At 72.7% G+C, this 18,295-nt stretch carries 16 protein-coding genes; 2 read left to right on the forward strand and 14 right to left on the reverse strand.

Features of this window, described 5'->3' with window-relative positions; translation table 11 throughout:
* Positions 1–36: 36 nt before the first annotated feature.
* The 4 genes from IH09_RS00485 to IH09_RS00500 all read right to left on the reverse strand — a co-directional run bounded on the left by IH09_RS00485 (position 37) and on the right by IH09_RS00500 (position 6,308).
* Positions 37–3,282 carry a glycoside hydrolase family 2 TIM barrel-domain containing protein gene (locus tag IH09_RS00485; protein WP_052853188.1) on the reverse strand — a complete coding sequence of 1,082 codons (3,246 nt, stop codon included), beginning with the start codon at positions 3,280–3,282 and terminating at the stop codon, positions 37–39.
* A gap of 148 nt (positions 3,283–3,430) precedes the next feature.
* Positions 3,431–4,075: a LutC/YkgG family protein gene (locus tag IH09_RS00490; RefSeq protein ID WP_052853189.1), complete on the reverse strand. Its 645-nt coding sequence runs from the start codon at positions 4,073–4,075 to the stop codon at positions 3,431–3,433.
* Positions 4,072–5,559: a lactate utilization protein B gene (locus tag IH09_RS00495; protein WP_052853190.1), complete on the reverse strand. Its 1,488-nt coding sequence runs from the start codon at positions 5,557–5,559 to the stop codon at positions 4,072–4,074. The genes IH09_RS00490 and IH09_RS00495 overlap by 4 nt, the downstream gene beginning before the upstream one ends.
* Positions 5,556–6,308 (reverse strand): (Fe-S)-binding protein, encoded by a 753-nt coding sequence (locus IH09_RS00500; protein WP_052853191.1) that lies wholly within the window; start codon positions 6,306–6,308, stop codon positions 5,556–5,558. The genes IH09_RS00495 and IH09_RS00500 overlap by 4 nt, the downstream gene beginning before the upstream one ends.
* Positions 6,309–6,432: 124 nt before the next feature.
* On the opposite strand from IH09_RS00500, the gene IH09_RS00505 reads away from it, so the two are divergent.
* Entirely contained in the window at positions 6,433–7,794 is a 1,362-nt protein-coding gene (locus IH09_RS00505; RefSeq protein ID WP_275126347.1) for an MFS transporter, read from the forward strand.
* Between the two features lie 407 nt (positions 7,795–8,201).
* Here the strand turns inward: IH09_RS00505 and IH09_RS00510 are convergent, their stop codons facing one another.
* The 6 genes from IH09_RS00510 to IH09_RS40530 form a co-directional block, all read right to left on the reverse strand.
* On the reverse strand, positions 8,202–9,356 hold the full coding sequence (locus IH09_RS00510; RefSeq protein ID WP_110951966.1) for an NAD(P)-binding domain-containing protein: 1,155 nt from the start codon (positions 9,354–9,356) through the stop codon (positions 8,202–8,204).
* A gap of 144 nt (positions 9,357–9,500) precedes the next feature.
* Positions 9,501–10,706 (reverse strand): LLM class flavin-dependent oxidoreductase, encoded by a 1,206-nt coding sequence (locus IH09_RS00515; RefSeq protein ID WP_052853192.1) that lies wholly within the window; start codon positions 10,704–10,706, stop codon positions 9,501–9,503.
* A 1-nt stretch (position 10,707) separates the two neighbouring features.
* Positions 10,708–11,751, reverse strand: coding sequence for an ABC transporter substrate-binding protein (locus tag IH09_RS00520; protein WP_052853193.1), 1,044 nt, complete (start codon positions 11,749–11,751; stop codon positions 10,708–10,710).
* The gene (locus IH09_RS00525) at positions 11,748–12,602 is read right to left on the reverse strand and encodes an ABC transporter ATP-binding protein (RefSeq protein WP_110951967.1); all 855 of its coding nucleotides are present in this window, start codon (positions 12,600–12,602) and stop codon (positions 11,748–11,750) included. Before IH09_RS00525 ends, IH09_RS00520 begins: the two co-directional genes overlap by 4 nt.
* Positions 12,575–13,462, reverse strand: coding sequence for an ABC transporter permease (locus IH09_RS00530; protein ID WP_190233168.1), 888 nt, complete (start codon positions 13,460–13,462; stop codon positions 12,575–12,577). The genes IH09_RS00525 and IH09_RS00530 overlap by 28 nt, the downstream gene beginning before the upstream one ends.
* A 240-nt stretch (positions 13,463–13,702) precedes the next feature.
* On the reverse strand, positions 13,703–13,789 hold the full coding sequence (locus IH09_RS40530; protein ID WP_404827226.1) for a putative leader peptide: 87 nt from the start codon (positions 13,787–13,789) through the stop codon (positions 13,703–13,705).
* 145 nt (positions 13,790–13,934) lie between these two features.
* Here IH09_RS40530 and IH09_RS00535 point away from each other — a divergent pair, with 145 nt between their 5' ends.
* A complete protein-coding gene (locus IH09_RS00535) occupies positions 13,935–14,357 on the forward strand; it encodes a YjbQ family protein (protein ID WP_052853195.1) in 423 nt (140 codons plus the stop codon).
* 154 nt (positions 14,358–14,511) lie between these two features.
* Here the strand turns inward: IH09_RS00535 and IH09_RS00540 are convergent, their stop codons facing one another.
* Genes IH09_RS00540 through IH09_RS00555 form a run of 4 tightly spaced genes read right to left on the reverse strand, consistent with a single transcriptional unit; the run spans position 14,512 to position 18,290 of the window.
* A complete protein-coding gene (locus IH09_RS00540; protein WP_052853196.1) occupies positions 14,512–15,756 on the reverse strand; it encodes an FtsX-like permease family protein in 1,245 nt (414 codons plus the stop codon).
* The gene (locus tag IH09_RS00545; protein ID WP_052853197.1) at positions 15,753–16,523 is read right to left on the reverse strand and encodes an ATP-binding cassette domain-containing protein; all 771 of its coding nucleotides are present in this window, start codon (positions 16,521–16,523) and stop codon (positions 15,753–15,755) included. The genes IH09_RS00540 and IH09_RS00545 overlap by 4 nt, the downstream gene beginning before the upstream one ends.
* On the reverse strand, positions 16,520–17,656 hold the full coding sequence (locus IH09_RS38720) for an efflux RND transporter periplasmic adaptor subunit (protein ID WP_052853198.1): 1,137 nt from the start codon (positions 17,654–17,656) through the stop codon (positions 16,520–16,522). Before IH09_RS38720 ends, IH09_RS00545 begins: the two co-directional genes overlap by 4 nt.
* Positions 17,640–18,290 carry a hypothetical protein gene (locus IH09_RS00555; protein ID WP_190233169.1) on the reverse strand — a complete coding sequence of 217 codons (651 nt, stop codon included), beginning with the start codon at positions 18,288–18,290 and terminating at the stop codon, positions 17,640–17,642. Before IH09_RS00555 ends, IH09_RS38720 begins: the two co-directional genes overlap by 17 nt.
* Positions 18,291–18,295 lie beyond the last annotated feature (5 nt).

An 18,295-nucleotide genomic window follows, 5' to 3' on the forward strand; every position in this document is an offset into this window, starting at 1 on the left:
CTCCGCGCCGGCCGCCGCGGGACGCGCCCGGCCCGCCTACACCGGCGACAGCCGGTAGGCGTACCGGTACGTCCGGTCCGCGTGCAGCAGGTACTTCTCCAGCGGCGGCGCGCCCCAGGAGTCGTTGCCGCCGACGCCCGTCTGGCGGTGGTTGACGCCCAGCAGCGTCTCGTCGCGCCGGGTCAGCTCGTAGGGGTGCCGCAACCCCTCCAGGTCCGTGGGCGCGTGGTGCAGCGCGCTCAGCTCCAGCAGCGGGGCGTCGGCGCCCGGTTCGGCGCGGACGCGCAGACCGGCGCCGTCCCGGCCGGTGAGCGAGGCGGTACGCACATCGGTGACGCTGCCGGTCTGCTGGGGGCGGACGTACGGGCCGGCCTGCGCGTCCACGGTGCTGCGGTAGCGGCCGACGAACGCGCCGGTGCGCCGGTCCGGGTAGTTCTCCTGCGGTCCGCGCCCGTACCAGTCGAAGGTGTTCAGCCCGGCCGGGACGGTGAGCAGCGCGCCGACCACCGGCAGATCGGGCAGTCCGGCGCCCGGCCGGAGGGTGTGGGCGATCCGCACCTCGCCGTCGCCGCGGATCGTGAAGACGGTGTCCCAGTGGGAGACGGCGGGGGAGGTGGGCAGGGTGGCGGTCACCTCGATGACGACCTCGGAGCGGGACGGCTGGGAGGCCCTGACGCCGGTGACGGTGCGCCGGGCGCCCGCGTCCCGCCAGGTGCGCAGGGAGCGCTCGGCGCCCCGGCCGATGTCGTTGTCGGTCGGGCCGCGCCAGAAGTTGGGCACCGGACCGCCGGAGAGCAGCGGCCGGCCGCGGTGGCGGTAGGCGGTCAGCGTGCCGGCGGCCTTGTCCAGGACGAGCTCCAGACCGCGTCCGCCGACCGTCACGCTCCTGCCGGTCTCGGCGAGCTTCAGCGGCGGCAGGGTGGCCGGATCGGGGTCCTCGGGGGCGGGCGCGTACCAGGGCAGCGCGAACTGCTCGGCGGCGACCCGGTGTCCGGCGTCCGCCCACCGGGTGGCGCGGCGCAGGACGAAGGCGAGGTTGAGCCAGTACGCGGCGCCGGGCGCGGGGCGCGCCACCGGCTTCACGGGCAGCCGCACCGTCCGCGCCGCGCCCGGCGCGACCTCGGGCGCGGGCAGCGTGCCGTGCTGGATCCGCTCGCCGTCGCGGGTCACCTCCCAGCGCAGCTCGTAGGCGGTCAGGTCCGCGAACAGCTGGTGGTTGGCGACCGTGACCGCGGTGCCCGCGGGGTCGTCGGCGGCCGTCATCCGGATGGTCTGGTAGACCTTCTTGACCTCCTGGAGCGCGGGGTGCGGCACCCGGTCGGCGGAGACCAGCCCGTTGCAGCAGAAGTTGTCGTCGGTGGGGTAGCCGGGCCGCCAGTCGCCGCCGTAGGACAGATAGGTCTGCCGGGGGTCGCCGGGCACCGGGCGGCGGATGGCCTGGTCGACGAAGTCCCAGATGAAGCCGCCGTGCAGATGGGGGTAGCGCTCGAAGACGTCCCAGTACTCCTGGAAGTTGCCGGTGCTGTTGCCCATCGAGTGGGCGTACTCGCAGAGGATGAACGGCTTCGGGTCGCCGGACCTGCCGTACTTCTCCACGGCGTCGGGCGTGGCGTACATCTCGCTGTGCAGGTCGGCGACCTCGTTCATGCCCTCGTAGTGGACCGGCCGGGACGGGTCGCGGTGGTGCGTCCAGTCCGCCATCGCCCGGAAGTTGGCGCCCTGCCCCGCCTCGTTGCCCAGCGACCAGACCACCACGCTGGGATGGTTCTTGTCCCGCTCGACCAGGGACCGCATCCGGTCCAGACAGGCGTCGGTCCACTCCGGCAGACCGGCGGGCAGGATGTCGCGGACGCCGTGCGACTCCAGGTTGGCCTCGGCGACGACGTACAGGCCGTACTCGTCGCACAGTTCCAGCCAGCGCGGATGGTTGGGGTAGTGCGAGGTGCGGACCGCGTTGATGTTGTGCCGCTTCATGAGGCGGATGTCCTGGAGCATCCGCTCCTCGGTGACGGCCTGGCCGTGGTCCGGGTCCGTCTCATGGCGGTTGACGCCGCGGAAGACGACCGGTCTGCCGTTGACCGTGAAGGAACCGGGGCGGCAGACGACGCCGCGGAAGCCGACGCGGGTGCGCTGGACGTCGACGGTCCGGCCGGCCGGGTCGGTGAGGGTGACCACCAGGGTGTAGAGGTAGGGGTCCTCCGCGGACCACAGGCGGGGCGCCCGCACGGCGGCCTTCGGCTCGACGGTGACGTCCTTACCGCCCTTACCGGGCTTGCCGGCCGCCCCTGCCTCGCTGTCCGCACCGTCCTCCCCGGTGTCGAAGCGGACGGCGGCGGTCAGCGGCTCGGGCAGCACCGGCCGGCCGTCGGCGTCGTACAGGGTGGCGGTGAGCCGGTGCTCACCGGCGCGGGCCCCGCCGTCCGCGCCCCGGTCGCGCACCGTCGCGCGCACCGTCAGCTCGGCGTCCCGCCGCGCACCGTCCGGCTCGGCGCGTACGTACAGGTCCTGGAGGTGTACCGGAGGGAGGGAGTAGAGGTAGACATCGCGGAAGATCCCGGACAGGTCGATCATGTCCTGGTCCTCCAGCCAGCTGCCGTCGGACCAGCGGTAGACCTCGACGGCGAGGGAGTTCTCGCCCGGCCGGAGCCGGTCGGTGAGGTCGAACTCGGCCGGGGTGTAGCTGTCCTCGCTGTAGCCGACCCGCTCGCCGTTGACCCAGACGAAGAACGCGGACTTCACGCCCTGGAACGAGATCAGGGTGCGGCGGCCGTCCCAGCCCTTCGGCACGGTGAAGGTGCGGCGGTAGGAGCCGACCGGGTTGAAGCCCAGCGGGACGTGCGGCGGCGCGGGGGTCTCGTAGCCTTCCCAGGCGTATCTGATGTTGAGGTAGATCGGCTCGCGGTAGCCCTCGATCTCCCAGTTGGCGGGCACGGTGATCCGGTCCCAGCCGCTGTCGTCATAGCCGGGGGCATGGAAGCCGGCGGGCCGCTCGTCCGGGTTCCTGGACCAGTGGAAGCGCCAACGTCCGTTCAGCGAGCGGTAGTACGGGGAATCGGTGAACTTCCCGGTGAGCGCGGAGCGGGTGTCCCGGTAGGGGACGAGGCGGGCGCGGGCCGCCTCCCGGTTCACCTGGAAGACACGGGGCCGGGCGTTCCACTCCTCGCCCCCGGCGGCGCGGTGCTCCGCCGCGAAGGACTGCTTCTGTGCGCAGAAGGCCGCCCAGCCCGCGAGTGCGGTGCTGGTGGCGAGGAACGACCGGCGGCTCAGACGGCGTGCGGTCATGCGCCACCTCCGAACGTGAGGCAACAGGAGGCTTCAGGGTCGGACGGCGCCCGTCCGCAGGACAAGCCCCGCGCACGCCACTTCACGGCATGGACATGGCGCGGCCTTTCACGTCACCGCACGGCGCGCCCGCCGTGCCGTGCGCCGCTCACTCCGTCAGCAGGATCACCTCCAGCGTGCGCGGACCGTGCACCCCCTCGACCCGGTCGAGTTCGATATCGCTGGTGGCGGACGGGCCGGAGATCCAGGTCAGCGGCCGGTCCGGGGCGAGCCGCGGCAGCGCCTGCGGCACCGAGCCGACGACCTGGCCGGGAACGCGGACGACGCAGAGGTGATGGTCCGGCACCAGGGTGATGCGCCGTCTGCCCTGGTCGGGGCCGCCGTCCAGGACGAGGGTGCCGGTCTCGGCGATGGCCACCGCACAGCCCGTCACCACACTGTCCACGGCGTCGAGTTCGCGCGCCGTCTGTGCCGCGCGGTCGGGCACCAGGGTCACGTCGGCGGCGGCCAGCCACGCCGGATCGAGGCCCGGCGGCACCACCACCGTCTCCGCGCCCCGCTCGGCCAGCAGCCGGCGGATCAGCGCCGGCAGCCCGTCGGCGGCGCAGCGGTGCACGATCGCCCGGTAGTCCGCGAGATTCTCCGCGAGCAGCTCCACGGTCTGCGCGGTCGTCCGGGCGCCGTGTACCCGCCGGTAGTCCCGCTCGACCGGCCAGTCCTCCGGCCCCTCACCGCGCGGCACATCCGCCAGCGCCCGGCGCACCCGCGCCAGTACCACGTCCCGGCCGCTCATTCCGCGCTCCCTTCCCGTCCGGACGTACCGCGGGTGCGCTGCCACCAGTCGCGGAAGGATTCGGCGGGCACCGCCGGCAGCTCACGGGTGTCGGACCAGGCCCGCCCCGGACCGGGCAGCCGCCGCGGATGGAGCCGCCGCGTACGGGCCGCCAGCCGCATCCCGCGGCGCAGCGCGTCCGGATGGTCGAAGGCCCAGCCCGCGGCGCGCATCGCGGCCCGCTCCGCGGCATGCCCCCGGGCCGGTCGCAGGACCGTCCGCACACCGTTGCGGACAACCGGGCCGCCCTCCACCACCCGCTCCCGCAGATGCACCAGGACCTCGGGGATGTCGATGGCGACCGGGCACACCTCGTAACAGGCCCCGCAGAGCGATGAGGCGTAAGGCAGCGAAGCCTCCAACGTGCCTTCCGTGCCCCGAAATTGAGGGGTGAGGATGGCGCCGATCGGACCGGGGTAGGGCGAGCCGTAGGCGTGCCCGCCGGCCCGCTCGTAGACCGGGCAGACGTTGAGACAGGCCGAGCAGCGGATACAGCGCAGCGCCTGCCGGCCGACCGTGTCGGCGAGGGTGTCGGTGCGCCCGTTGTCGAGCAGCACGAGATGGAAGGTCCGCGGCCCGTCGCCGTCCGTCGTTCCCGTCCAGGTGGAGGTGTACGGGTTCATCCGCTCGGCCGTGGAGGAGCGCGGCAGGAGCTGGAGGTAGACCTCCAGGTCCTGCCAGGTCGGCACGGTCTTCTCGATGCCGACGACGGAGATCAGCGTCTCGGGCAGGGTCAGGCACATCCGGCCGTTGCCCTCGGATTCGACGACCACCAGCGTGCCGGACTCGGCGACCATGAAATTGGCGCCGGAGATCCCGACCTTGGCGGTCAGGAACTTCTCCCGCAGATGCAGCCGCGCGGCCTCGGCCAGTTCCGCGGGGGAGTCGGAGAGCCCCTCGGGCGCCGCCCGGCCCCACGAGGCCATCTCACGGCGGAAGATGTCACGGATCTCGGAGCGGTTGCGGTGGATCGCCGGGACCAGGATGTGCGACGGCAGATCGCGGCCGAGCTGCACGATCAGCTCGGCCAGATCCGTCTCGTAGGCACGGATACCGGCCTCGGCGAGCGCCTCGTTCAGCCCGATCTCCTGCGTCGCCATCGACTTGACCTTGACGACCTCCGTCTCGCCGGTCTCCCGCACCAGCCGGGTGACGATCCGGTTGGCCTCGTCGGCGTCCGCCGCCCAGTGCACCTGGCCGCCCGCGTCGGTGACCGCGGTCTCCAACTGCTCCAGATAGTGGTCGAGATGGCGCAGCGTACGGTCCTTGACGGCGGCGCCCGCCGCCCGCAACCGATCCCAGTCGTCCAGCTCCGCGACGGCCTTGGCCCGCTTGTCGCGGATGGTGTGGGTGGCGTGCCGGAGGTTGGCGCGCAGCCGGCTGTCGCGGGTGGCGGCGGCCGCGGCCCGGGGGAAAGCGGGCATGCCCAGATAGGTGCCGCTCATCGCGGGCTCCCTTCCGTACTGGCCAGGATCTCGGCGATGTGGACCGGGCGGACCGGCGCGCCCTGCCGTGCGAGGGTGCCGCCGATGTGCAGCAGACAGGAGTTGTCGACGGTGCAGACCACCTCGGCGCCGGTCCCGATCACTTGGCGGACCTTGTCGGCGCCCATCGCGGCGGAGACCGCCGGGTTCTTCACCGCGAAGGTGCCGCCGAACCCGCAGCACTCCTCCGCGCCCGGCAGTTCACGCAGCTCCAGACCCCGGACCTCGGCGAGCAGACGGCGCGGCCGGTCGCCCAGGCCCAGCATCCGCAGACCGTGACAGGTGGGGTGGTAGGTGACGGTGTGCGGGTAGTAGGCGCCGACATCGGTCACCTTCAGCACATCCACCAGGAACTCGGTCAGCTCGTACGTCTTGGGCACCGCGAGCGCCGCCGCGTCCACGAGCCGCCGGCCGCGGCCCTCGGCCGCCGCCTTCGCCCCGATCCGCGGATAGTTGTCGCGCACCATCGCCGCGCAGGAACCGGACGGGGTGACGACATAGTCGTAGTCCCGGAACGCGCGGTCGAAGCGGCGTACCAGCGGCTCGGTCGCATGCCGGTAACCGGTGTTGAACTGCGGCTGACCGCAGCAGCTCTGCTCGGCGGGGAAGTCGACCTCCACCCCCAGCCGCTCCAGCAGCGTCACCACGGCCTGTCCCGTCCGCGGATGGAGCGTGTCGTTGATGCAGGTGACGAACAGTGCTACCCGCATTGTTTCGCTCTCCTTTCGGCCGCCGACGGACCCTGGCGGCCACCCACCTCACCGGTACATGATCACCTGTCGGATCATCCTGCCCCAGCGGCAGGCTCAGGAGAAGCACCGGGAGCGGAGGACCATGTCGAGTACGCACCGCACGGCCGAGGACCGGCCGTCCGGCGGGAAACGGCCGCCCGGCGGTGGCCGCCCGCCGTCACCGCTGCGCCAGCTGGCCGCCGCCTCCGTCGGGAACGCCGTCGAGTGGTACGACTGGCACGCCTACTCCTTCCTGGCGGTCTACTTCGCCGAGCAGGTCTTCCCCCCTGGCACCGGCAACTCCCTGGTGCCGCTGCTGTCCTCGTTCGCCGTCTTCGCCGTCGGCTTCTTCATGCGGCCGGTCGGCGGGCTGCTGATGGGCGCGGTCGCCGACCGGCACGGCCGGCGCGCCGCGCTGACCGTCACGATCCTGCTGATGGGCGCCGGCAGCCTCCTCGTCGCGCTCACCCCCACCTACGCGACCGCCGGTGTGCTGGCCCCCGTCATCCTGGTCCTCGCCCGCCTGGTGCAGGGGCTCTCGGTGGGCGGCGAGTTCGCGGCCTCCACGACCTTCCTCGTCGAATCGGCGGGCCCCGGCAGACGCGGGCTGTTCGCCAGCTTCCAGTACGTCTCGACGACCTTCGGCCAGCTGCTCGCGTCGGGTACGGCGGCGCTGCTCGCGGCGCTGCTCAGCGAGGCGCAGATGGGGCAGTGGGGCTGGCGGGTGGCGTTCCTCGGCGGCGCGCTACTGAGCCTGCTCGGGCTGTGGATCCGGCGGGGTGCGCGGGAGACCCTTCCCGGAGCCCTCACCGGCGTTCGAGCGGGGGAGGAGACGTCGGTCGCCGAGCGGCGGGCGGCGCGCCCCGGTCTCTTCGAGGCGCTGCGCCACTACCCCCGGCAGTCCCTGCTGATCTGCGGCATCACGGCCGGCGGCACCCTCGCCTACTACACCTGGACCACCTATCTCCCCACCTACGCGCAGGTCAACGCGGGCTTCGACAAGGGCGATTCGCTCACCGTCGGCACCCTCTCGCTGGCCTTCTTCGCGCTGCTCCAGCCGCTGGGCGGGATGCTCTCGGACCGCATCGGCCGCAAACCGCTGCTGCTCGGCTTCTCGCTGGGCTTCGCGCTCCTGGCGGTGCCGCTGCTGCACCTGGTCACCGACGCGTTCGTCTCGCTGCTCCTGGTGCAGTGCGCGGGCCTGGTACTGCTCACCGGCTACACCTCGATCGCCGCGGCCGTGAACGCCGAACTCTTCCCCGCGCGGATCCGGGCCGCCGGTATCGGCTTCCCCTACTCCCTGACCGTCGCCCTCTTCGGCGGCACCGCTCCGTACGTCGGCACCTGGTTCCGGCAGAGCGGGCACGCCGGACTCTTCCCCTGGTACGTGGCGGCCCTGTGCCTGGTGTCGTTCTGCGTCTATCTGACGCTGCCGGAGACCGCGCGGCAGAAGCTGGACGAGTAGCGGCCGGGCCGGGGCCCGTGCGCCCCGCCGGACGCACGGAGGCGCCGCCCCTCCCTGGGACGGGGAGGGACGGCGCCTGGTACCGCGGTGTCCGTCAGACGAGCCACCCCACGAAGTGGATGATGCCGGCGAGGAAGTGGGTGAGGATGTCCATCTGGATGTTTCTCCTTGAGCCTGGTGTACCTGTGGGACCAACTCTCCGGGCCGGCAAGGGAATCGGCCGGAGGCGCCGTAACGGTGTGCACCCCGTCGCCTGCGCCCCGTAAGGATCACCCCTCCCGGCGCGCGCACGGAAGCCCTACCGCCATCGATCACGCTTTCCGGCGAACACTCGATCCGGCGTTCGTTTGTTCGGGGATCGGGGTCGCCGGGAGTGCGGGAGAGCGGGGCGCGGCCGCCGTCGTGCCCTACGAGGCGAGGCTGCCGGTCGCGTCCGCCGCCACGGTCGGGCCGGCTCCGTCCCCCAAGTGCCCGGCCACGCCGACGGGTTGGGCGTCCCGCGTGAGCAGCCGCCGGATGTCGCGGACCGCGGCGCGGCCCGCGCGGTTGGCGCCGATGGTGCTCGCGGAGGGGCCGTAGCCGACGAGATGCACCCGCGCGTCGCGCAGCGCGCGGGTGCCCGCCATCCGGATACCGCCGCCCGGCTCGCGCAGCCGGAGCGGGGCGAGATGGTCGATGGCGGCGCGGAACCCGGTCCCGTACAGGATGGTGTCCGCCTCGACCGTGCGCCCGTCCGCCCAGGCCACCCCGGTGGGGGTGATCCGGTCGAAGAGCGGCAGTCGCTCCAGTACGCCGCTCTCGCGGGCCCGTCGGACCGCCTCCGTCATCGGCAGCCCGGTCACGCTCACCACGCTGCGCGGCGGCAGCCCGGCCCGGACCCGCTCCTCGACCAGGGCGACCGCGGCCCGGCCCTGCTCCTCGTCGAACGGCCCCGCGCGGAAGACGGGCGGCCGCCTGGTCACCCAGGTCGTGGCCGCCGCGTACGGCGCGAGCTCCATCAGCTGCTGCACCGCCGACGTTCCGCCGCCGACCACCACGACCCGCGCCCCGCGGAAGCTCTCCGGCCCGGGGTACCGCGAGCTGTGCAGCTGGCGCCCGGTGAAGGTCTCCTGGCCGGGGAAGCGCGGCCAGAACGGCCGGTCCCAGGTGCCGGTCGCGTTGATCAGCGCCCGCGCCGCGTACCCGCCCTCCGACGTCTCCACGAGCAGCCGCCCGCCGGCGCCCTCGCGCACCGCCAGGACGCTCACCGGCCGGTGCACCCGCAGCCCGAAGGTCCGCTCGTAGGCGTCGAAGTACCCGCCGATCACCTCGGCCGACGGGCGGCCCGGATCGGCGCCGGTCAGCTCCATGCCCGGTAGTGCGTGCATCCCGTGCACCTTCTCGTACGTCAGCGTCGGCCACCGGAACTGCCAGGCACCGCCGGGGCGCGGTGAGTGGTCGAACACGACGGCGTCCCGGTCCGGCACGTATCCGGCCCGCCGCAGATGGAAACCGGCGGCCAGCCCCGCCTGCCCCGCGCCGATCACCACGACCTCGACCTCACGCACCCCGGTGTAGTTCATGTTTCTACTAACTGGGGGAGGGGTGAATGTCTTCCCGGGGTGTCTTCCCGGGATGTCATCGCAGGGGCGGCTTCGCGGGTGTCCGGTGCCGGCATCCGCACCGATACCCGATCCCGCGCCTGCGACCTGGCGGTCCGGTCGGCCTCAGCGACCGCCCCCCAGCAGCAGCGGCGCGCCACCGGGGGCGGAGGCCGGGCGGCCGTTGGCGGCCGGCCCGCCGTCCGGGGGAGCGGGCACCGCCGCCAGCAGACCGCGGGCCGCCAGTTCCGGGCGTACGCCTTCGCCGAACCAGTACGCCTCCTCCAGATGCGGATAGCCGGAGAGCACGAAGTGCTCGATGCCCAGCGCGTGGTACTCCTCGATCCGGTCGGCCACCTCGGCGTGGCTGCCGACCAGCGCGGTCCCCGCACCGCCGCGTACCAGGCCGACGCCCGCCCACAGGTTCGGCGAGATCTCCAGCTTGTCGCGGGAGCCGCCGTGCAGTGCGAGCATCCGCTGCTGGCCCACCGATTCGCTCTTCCCCAGGGCCTGCTGGGCCGCCGCGACGGTCTCCGGGTCGAGGTCGTCCAGCAGCCGGCCGGCCGTCGCCCATGCCTCCCGCGCGGAGTCCCGCGAGAGGGTGTGCAGCCGGATGCCGAAGCGGACCGTACGGTTCTCCCGCTCGGCCAGCCCGCCGATCCAGTCGATCTTCCGCTTGACCTGCTCGGGCGGTTCGCCCCAGGTGAGGTACACATCCACGTTCCGCGCGGCGACCGGGCCCGCGGCCGCCGAGGAGCCACCGAAGAAGATGGGCGGCAGCGGGTCCGGCGGCAGCGCCGTCAGACCGCCCTCGACCTGGTAGTGCGCACCCTGGAAGTCGAACGGCGCACCGCCCCAGACACCCCGCACGACCTGGAGGAACTCATCGGTGCGGGCATAGCGCCGGTCGTGGTCGAGGAAATCCCCGAACCGCCTCTGCTCTGTCGAGTCGCCACCGGTGACCACGTTCAGCAGCAGCCGCCCGCGCGAGACGCGCTGGTAGGTCGCGGCCATCTGCGCGGCCAGTACCGGCGAGATCACCCCGGGCCGGAAGGCGACCAGGAACTTCAGCCGCTCGGTGGCCTGGGTGAGCGCCATCGTCGTCAGCCAGGCGTCCTCGCACCAGGTGCCGGTCGGTGTGAGCACCGCCTCGAACCCCAGCTGCTCGGCGGCCTTGGCGATCTGCGTCAGATAGTCGATATCGGGCGCGCGTACGCCGCTCACCGGGGTGATGCGGTCGCGCCGGATACCGCCGTCGGTATAGGCGTGCCGGTCGACGAGGGTCCGCCCGTCGCCGCCCGTCGGAAGGAACCAGTGCAGGTGTACGGACATATCAGTCGGCCTTTCCGTAGGTGCGCGGCGCCGTGCCCGAGGGCGGCAGACCGCCGTTGAAGCGGGGGTCGACGAACGACCCGAAGTCGAACGAACGGGGAATGAGCCGGAGCGCGGCGAAGGTGTCGACGATCTGCTGTTCCGAGGCGATGGCAGCCTTGTCCACGGCCACCGCGACCGCCGTGCCCCGGCTGCGCCGGACCGCGTCCAGCGCCACCTTCCGGGGCAGCCCGGTCTCCTTCGACCACACCCGCGCCCAGGCGTCCGGATGCCCGAAGACCCAGTCCTGCGCACGCCGCAGCCGCTCGGTGTAGTCCTTGAGCGCCCCGGACTTCGCCTGGTCCGCCAGCGCGGCGGTCGCGGCGATCTGGAAGCCCAGACCGTTGACCACCCCCTGCCCGGTGGTCAGCACCCGGGCACCGGCCTGGTCCAGGGCCTGTGAGGTGTACGGGTCCCACACCGCCCAGGCGTCCACCTTGCCCCGGGTGAACGCGGCGAGCGCATCGGCCGGTTGCAGGTAGTTGAGGGTGACGTCCTCCGGGGAGAGCCCGGCCCGCTTCAGCGAGGCGACCAGCTGATAGTGCGCGGAGCTGCCCTGCGCCACCGCGATCGACCGGCCCTTCAGCTCGGCCGGCCGCCGGAGCGGCGAATCCTTCTTGACCAGGATCGCCTCACCGTCCGACCTGCTGTGCGTCCCCGCGATCACCTTGATCTTCGAGTCCGCGGCGGCGGCGAACACCGGCGGGGTGTTGCCGACCCCGCCGACATCGACGGCCCCGGCGTTGACCGCCTCCAGCAGCGGCGGCCCCGAGGTGAAGGTCGACCACTCGATCCGGTAGGGAAGATCGTCCAGCTCGCCCGCGGCCCGCAGCACCGCCGCCGAACCACCCTTCTGATCCCCGACCCGGAGCGTCACCGCACCCTTCCCATCGGTACGGCCCCCGCCTCCGGAACCCTCGGCCCGCGACGCGCCCCCGCAACCGGCCAGCAGCAGAGCGAGCGGGAGCAGCAGGGCCGGGGCGATGCGCCGTGGTCGTGACCTCATGGGGTGTCCGTTCCGTTCTCGTCGGCGCCTGCGTGGGCGCGTGCGGGGGCCGGGGACTGGGGCTGTTCCGGGGGCGGGACGGGCGCGCCCGCCACGCCCAGCCGGTCGAGGAGCCGGGCGCGCAGTGCGGCGAAGCGCGGATCGGAGCTGTCGCGCGGCCGCGGCAGCGCCACCTCGGTCTCGTACGCGATCCGGCCGCCCGCCATCACCAGCGCGCGGTCGGCGAGCAGCAGGGCCTCCTCCACATCGTGGGTGACCAGCAGTACCGCGCAGCCGCGCCGCTGCCACACCTCGGCCACCAGCTGCTGCGCCCTGATCCGGGTCAGTGCGTCGAGCGCGCCGAACGGCTCGTCCAGCAGCAGCAGATCGGGCTCGCGCACCAGCGCACGGGCGAGCGAGGCACGCTGGGCCTCACCGCCGGAGAGCGTCTTGGGCCAGGCGTCCGCACGGTGGCCGAGGCCGACTTCGTCCAGCGCCCGTACGGCGGTGCCCCGGTCGGGCCGGCCCGGCAGCCCCAGTACGACATTGCGCCACACCCGTTTCCAGGGCATCAGCCGCGGCGCCTGGAACGCCACCGCCTTGCGGCGCGGTACCAGTACCTCGCCCTCGATCTCCCGGTCGAGCCCGGCCAGCACCCGCAGCAGCGTCGACTTACCGCACCCGCTGCGCCCCAGCAGGGCCACGAACTCGCCGGGCCGGACGGTGAGATGCAGGTCGTCCACAACGGCCCGGCCGTCGAAGGACCGGACCAGCCCGCCGACCCGTACGGCGGCTCCGGGCGCGGCCCCGGCGGACTGTCCGGCGGCGTGCCGAACGCTCTCGTTCACTGGCCCGTGAAGGTCGGTCGCCATTGCAGCAGCAGCCTTTCGAGGGTGCGGACGACGAGGTCGGCGATGAGCCCGAGGATCGCGTAGACGGCCAGGCACACCACGATCACGTCGGTGCGGAAGAACTCCCGGGCCTGGTTCATCAGGAAACCGAGCCCGTCATCGGCGTTGACCTGCTCACCGAAGACCAGCGCGAGCCAGGCGGTGGCCAGCGAATAGCGCAGTCCGGTCATCGCGCCCGGCAGCGCGCCGGGCAGGACGACATGCCGGATCAGCCCCCGGCGGCTCAGCCCGAGCGAGGTGCCGGCCTCGACCAGCCGGGCATCGACGCCGCGGATCCCGGCGTACACGTTCAGATACAGATGGAAGGCCACGCCGAGCGCGATCAGCGCGATCTTGGGGGCCTCGCCGATGCCCAGCCAGATGATGAACAGCGGGATCACCCCCACCCAGGGGATGGACCGCAGCATCTGCACGGTCACGTCGATCACGTCCTCACCGAGCCGCGAAAGCCCCGAGGCGAGCGCCAGCGCCACCCCGGCGACCCCGCCCAACAGCAGCCCGACGGCGACTCGTTGAAGGGATACCAGCATCGCCGAGGGCAGCGTCCCGTCCGCGACGAGACCGCCACCGGTGGCGGCGATGGTGCCGGGCGAGGCCAGCATGCCGACGGGCAGCACACCGGTCGAGCTGAGCACCTGCCACAGCACCAGCAGCACGACGGGACCCACCGCCCGGCGCAGCCACCGCGGCACGGACCTGCGGCGGCCGGATACCGGGATCACCCGGGAGAGCTCGGGGGAGGGACACGGCTCCGCGCGCGCCGGTGTCCCAGCGGATACATCGGGTGGTGCCTGGCCGTGTACGGCCTGGTCGAGAGTCATGGAGGCTCCACGGGCAGGGGAGGGGCGCGCCCGGACACACGGCAACAGCGCGAGGCGGCGTAGGGGAACCGGCTACCGGCCCCCGGCGAAGAGGGACGCCGGAGAACAACCGAAGAACAACGACAGGCCCTCTGGCCGCTACGAGAATCACGAGACCTACGAGACCTACGGGGTCTACGGGGAGCTGTGAGACCTACGAGACCTACGGGATCCGCGGCAGCTACGAGATCTGAGGGCGCGTCAGCAGCCGCTGCGACACGCGGCGGAGGCCACCCGCAGCAGGTCGATGTGACCGCGCGTGGTGAGCAGGGCTGACGAGGGGGACATGCCCGTGAACGTAGCGGTGCGTTCCGAGCGCGGTCAATCGTCGTCTCGGCTGGTGGACCTTTGTTGCGCGCACATGGAGGGGGCGTTGCGGGCGCCGGCCGCGGGGCTCCCGGCGCGCGGCCGGCACCCGTACGAAAATGGGGGCATGAGCACCGCATTCACCACCCGGATCCTCGACATCACCACCGGTTCGACGGAGACCGTCGCCGACCTCACCGCCCACTGCGCCGCCTTCCTCCGAGACGCCGCGGCCGGGGGCGACGGCCTCCTGAACATCTTCGTACCGCACGCCACGGCGGGCATCGCCGTCCTGGAGACGGGCGCCGGCAGCGACGAGGACCTGCTGGCCGCGCTGCACGACCTGCTGCCGGCCGACAACCGCTGGCGGCACCGCCACGGCAGCCCGGGACACGGCCGCGACCACGTGCTCCCCGCGCTCGTCCCCCCGCATGCGACCCTCCCGGTCGTCGACGGCCGGCTGGCCCTCGGCACCTGGCAGTCGGTCTGCCTCGTCGACACGAATCGCGATAATCCGCGCCGTCAGGTGCGGCTGACCTTTCTCGGGTGACGCGTCGACGCGACGAGCCCGTGGAGGCGAAACCGCGCGGTCAGTCAACGGGAGGAGGTGCGCGCGTCGGCCGGTCCGCGCCACCGTGCGATGTCAGGGCATATCGCCTCCGACGGCCGCCTGGCCTGGGCTTTCGGACCCGCCAGGCGCTACCTCACCCCGTCGCCAACGCCTCGGTGGGCGCCAGTCGCGCAGCCCGCATGGACGGGTACACGCCCGCGACCACCCCGATCGCGATCGCTCCGGCGGTGCCGGCGCCTACCGCCGACAGCGGGATGACCGGCGGCCAGCCCTGGTAGACGGCGTAGCCGAGGGAGGCCAGGACGCCTACGACGGTGCCCAGGATGCCGCCCAGGAGGGACAGGGCCACCGACTCGGTGAGGAACTGGCCGCGGATCTGGCCGCGGTGGGCGCCCAGGGCGCGGCGGAGGCCGATCTCGCGGCGGCGTTCCAGTACGGAGATGTACATCGTGTTGGCGACGCCGACGCCGCCGACCAGCAGGGCGACGCCCGCGAGGCCGAGAAAGAGGGCCGAGAACGTCGATGCGGTGGCGCGTTTCGCGGCCAGGGCGTCGGAGGGGCGGCTGACCTGGATGAGGCCGGGGGCCTGCGGGTAGACGGTGGCCGCGAGTACCGAGGCGACGTCTTCGATGGAGTCCTCGCGTGCCGTCGTGTAGACGACCGTCGGATGCCCGTCGAAGTGCAGGGTCTTCTTGGCGGCGCCCCAGCCGACCAGGACGGAGCGTTCCAGGTCGGGGGCGAGACGCATCGGGGCGAGGATGCCGATGACGGTGAAGTAGGTGTTGCCGATGATGACTTGGGGCGGTTCCTGGCCGGGCGTCAGGCGGGGGATGCCGAGTCGGGCCGCGGCTTCGTACCCCAGGACGACGGTGGGGAAGGAGTCGGTCGTGGAGTTCAGGAACGTACCGGAGCCGACGGTGCCGTTCACCGCGGGCAGCAGGTCGGTCCGGGCCGCGAGCACCGTCAGGCCCAGTCCGTCGTTGGGATCGGTGCGGTCCGAACGGCGCACCAGGGAATGGGTGTTGGCGACGGCGCTCGCATGGGTGACCGGGCCGATCCGCCGGACCATGTCCGGTGCCTCCTCGGGCAGGAGGATGGGCTCTTTCTGGTTGGACATGGGTTCGGCGCGCAGCGTGTTCGTGCCCAGCGCGGACAACTGCTGGTCGAGGTGGCGCTGGCTGGAGGCCGGGATGCTGGTCACCAGGATCAGGGTGGCGATGCCGATGGAGATGCCGAGCGCGGAGAGCGCGGCGCGCATCCGGCGGGTGCGGATCCCGAGCAGGCCCAGGCGCAGCACGTCGGAGGGGGCGAGCCGGACCGGGCGGCTGGGGTCGGCGTCCGGTCCGGTCGGGTCGGGGACGGTGTCGGTGCGTTTCACTGCGGGCCCCCGGTGTGCGCTGCGGTGTCGGCGACGATGCGGCCGTCGCGGATCTCGACCCGGCGCGGGAGCCGGGCCGCGAGGTCCCGTTCGTGGGTGATGACCGCGATGGTGGTGCCCTCGGTGTTCAGCCGGATGAGCAGGTCGAGCACGGCCTGGCTGTTGGCCGTGTCGAGGGCGCCGGTCGGCTCGTCGGCGAGAACCAGCGCGGGCCGGTTGACCAGTGCGCGGGCGATGGCCACGCGCTGCCGCTCGCCGCCCGAGAGCTGATGCGGCAGGTGCCCGACACGGTGGCCGAGCCCGACCCGTTCCAGCGCGGCGACCGCCAGCGGCCTGCGCTGCCGCCGGGGCACGCCCGCGTACAGTAGTCCGGTGGCGACGTTCTCCGCCGCGCTCAGCCCCTCGGTGAGGTGGAACTGCTGGAAGACGAAGCCGAGCCAGCGTCCGCGCAGCGCCGAGAGGCGGCGGTCGGACAGCTGGGCCGGGTCCTTGCCGCCGATCTCGACCGAGCCGCTGGTCGGCAGGTCGAGGGTGCCCATGATGTTCAGCAGCGTCGACTTGCCGGATCCGGACGGGCCGACGATGGCGAGCAGATCGCCTTCGCCGATGGTGAGCGAGACGTCGTCGAGCGCCTTGACGCCGCCGGAGTACGCCTTCGTCGCGTTCCGGACGGTGAGGACGGGCGGGCCGGGCGGGCCGGGCTCGCGGGGGAGGACGGCGGTCGGCGACGTGTCGGCGGCCGCCGGTGGGGGGTGCGGAAGGCTCACGACGTGGTCACCACCCGGTCGCCCTCCTTGATGCCCGAGCCCGAGATCTCGACCATGCCCTTCGCGAACAGTCCGGTCTTGACGGCGATGAGCCGGCCGTCGGTCCGCTGGAGCGCGTAGCCGCCCTCGCGCAGCGCCAGCAGTGCGCCGACCGGGACGGCGAGCACGTGCTCCCGCTTCTCGGCCGTGAAGGTGACCTGCACGGACGCCGAGCTGAGGTCCTTCACCGAGGCGCTGTCGACCGGCTCGACGGTCACCTGGAGCGTCGCCGGGGCGGCCGCGCCCGAGGCGTCCGTGTCGGCCCCGCCCTGCACGGTCTGCCCGACCGAAGTGACCTTGCCCGGCACGCTCTTGGTGCTGGGCAAGGCGAGGGTGACGGGGTCGCCCTTGTGGATCGGGGCGGCGTCCTGGGCCTCGACCTTCACCTGGACCGACTTGTGGACGGAGGTGACGGTCAGCACCTCTTCGGCCACCGGATCGCCGAGCTGTGCCTTGATCCCGCTGACCCGGTACGGTCCGGGCACCACGACGACCTCCCCGGGGACGAGCTTCCCGGTCTCCTGCTGACCGGTGTCGTGCTGCCAGCGCTTCAGCGCGGCGAGCAGCGTGGGGGTCAGCTTGGTGCCGGGCTCCGCGCCCTTGCCGGAGCCGGCCTTCTGCGGGACGCTCACCGCCGGGCCGGTGTCGTAGCCGAGCGCCCGGAGGTTCTCGGCGAGTACGGTCACGTCCCGCCCGCTGACCCCCGAGGTGTCGAGGGTGCGGAAGACGGGGGTGTCGCCGAAGAACACCATCACGGGCCGGTCGTCGACCCAGTACAGCGGTTTGCCGCGGGCCACCGTCGTATCCGGCTTCGGCAGCCGGGTCAGGGACCCCTTGCCCGTGCCCTTGACCACCGTCTGCCCGCCGAAGCCGAGGGCGCCGGGCAGCGTCCGGCTGTCGGCGAGGTCCGTCCGCACGATGGCGGCCGTCTGAGCCGAGGGGGCGCCCGCTTCCTTGGGCTGCTGGTCACGGCCGTGCGCGGACAGTGCCACCGCGCCGACGGCGCCTCCGGAGAGCACGGTCAGGGCCGCCACCGCCGCGATCCTCCTGCCGCGCCGGCGGCCGGACGCCGGGGCGTCATCCCTTCTTGCCACCGAACGCCTCCTTCTCGCACGTCTTGTCGATCTCGTTCTGCTTGGCCTCGGAGAACCCGTTGGTGCCGTTGTCGTCGGCGTAATTCCAGCCCGTCGCGATGCCGTGCTCGTCCTGGAGCATCTTCACCCGCATGCCCGTCTTGTTGATGCACTTCACGTAGACGCGGTAGTCGTCCGTGTAGTGCGGGTTGACCGCCGGGTCCTGCTCCGGTGGCCGCCGGGGCAGCTTCACCAGACAGGCGTCGAAGGCCGCCTTGTACTTCGTGGTGATCTCCTTGCCCTGCATAGGCCACGCCTGTTTGGCGCCCGCGAGCTCGGCCCGCTTGGTGTTCATGGGGACGCCGTGGGCCTGGAGGCAGGCGTTGTAGGCGTTGTCGAGCTTGTCGATCTCCTCCTCCGTCGAGTCCATGCGCAGTTGCGGCCGCCGGGAGTCGACCTCGGGGGCCGCGGACGTACCGGGCTTGCCGTCCGGCGCCGGGCTTCCGGTTTCCAGGGTCGAGACGCCGTCCTTGGCGGCCTTGGCGCCGGACTCGCCGCCCGCACCACAGGCGGTCAGCACGGTCGCGGCGAGCAGCGCGCAGACCGAGAACGCGGTGGTACGGACCGCGGGGGAGAGATGTTTCGTGTTCCGCATGGTGT

Origin of the sequence: Streptomyces celluloflavus (assembly GCA_000720995.1) — a bacterium.
Taxonomy (GTDB): domain Bacteria; phylum Actinomycetota; class Actinomycetes; order Streptomycetales; family Streptomycetaceae; genus Streptomyces; species Streptomyces celluloflavus.